Genomic DNA, 1,582 nt, shown 5'->3' with positions numbered 1-1,582 from the left:
GCTTTGTGGTCAAGTCCTCGGCCTATTAGTACCGGTCAGCTCCACACGTTACCATGCTTCCACCTCCGGCCTATCAACCCGGTCGTCTACCGGGAGCCTTACCCCCTCACAGGGTGGGAGACCTCATCTCAAGGCGAGCTTCCCGCTTAGATGCTTTCAGCGGTTATCCCTTCCGAACGTAGCCAACCAGCCGTGCACCTGGCGGTACAACTGGCACACCAGAGGTTCGTCCGTCCCGGTCCTCTCGTACTAGGGACAGCCCCTTTCAAGTCTCCTGCGCGCGCAGCGGATAGGGACCGAACTGTCTCGCGACGTTCTAAACCCAGCTCGCGTACCGCTTTAATGGGCGAACAGCCCAACCCTTGGGACCTACTCCAGCCCCAGGATGCGACGAGCCGACATCGAGGTGCCAAACCATCCCGTCGATATGGACTCTTGGGGAAGATCAGCCTGTTATCCCCGGGGTACCTTTTAGCCGTTGAGCGACACCGCTTCCACACGCCGATGCCGGATCACTAGTCCCAGCTTTCGCTCCTGCTCGACCCGTCAGTCTCACAGTCAAGCTCCCTTGTGCACTTACACTCAACACCTGATTGCCAACCAGGCTGAGGGAACCTTTGGGCGCCTCCGTTACCCTTTAGGAGGCAACCGCCCCAGTTAAACTACCCACCAGACACTGTCCCCGATCCGGATCACGGACCAGAGTTAGACGTTCAAAACGACCAGAGTGGTATTTCACCAATGACTCCACCCGAACTAGCGTCCGAGCTTCCCAGTCTCCCACCTATCCTACACAAGACGCTCCAAACGCCAATGTCAAGCTGTAGTGAAGGTCCCGGGGTCTTTCCGTCCTGCTGCGCGAAACGAGCATCTTTACTCGTAGTGCAATTTCGCCGGGTCTGCGGTTGAGACAGCGGGGAAGTCGTTACGCCATTCGTGCAGGTCGGAACTTACCCGACAAGGAATTTCGCTACCTTAGGATGGTTATAGTTACCACCGCCGTTTACCGGCGCTTAAGTTCTCACCTTCGCCAACCCGAAAGTCGACTAAGCGGTCCCCTTAACGTTCCGGCACCGGGCAGGCGTCAGTCCGTATACATCGTCTTACGACTTCGCACGGACCTGTGTTTTTAGTAAACAGTCGCTTCCCCCTGGCCACTGCGACCCCCACCAGCTCCCAGAGCTAGTCCGATCACCAGCAGAGGTCCCCCTTCTCCCGAAGTTACGGGGGCAATTTGCCGAGTTCCTTAACCACAGTTCACCCGATCGCCTTGGTATTCTCTACCTGACCACCTGAGTCGGTTTAGGGTACGGGCCGCCACAACACTCACTAGAGGCTTTTCTCGGCAGCATAGGATCATCCACTTCACCACAATCGGCTCGGCATCACATCTCACCCACAAGTGTTGCGGATTTGCCTACAACACGGGCTACATGCTTACCCCAGGACAACCATCGCCTGGGCTGGACTACCTTCCTGCGTCACCCCATCGCTTACCTACTACCACTTCAGGCCGAGCGTTCGGTCTAACATCAACCCCGAAGGGCCGACTGACTTAAGGACTCTTAGTATCAGAGGGTTC

The 1,582-nt window shown here is 57.0% G+C and carries 1 rRNA gene; it reads right to left on the bottom strand.

What is annotated here, in order from left to right:
• Positions 1 to 5 precede the first annotated feature (5 nt).
• A 23S ribosomal RNA gene (locus ABT294_RS50705) occupies positions 6 to 1,582 on the bottom strand; the annotation flags it as partial.

Source organism: Nonomuraea sp. NPDC000554, assembly GCF_040300065.1.
Taxonomy (GTDB): Bacteria; Actinomycetota; Actinomycetes; order Streptosporangiales; family Streptosporangiaceae; genus Nonomuraea.
This window is presented reverse-complemented; position numbering and strand designations above follow the sequence as displayed.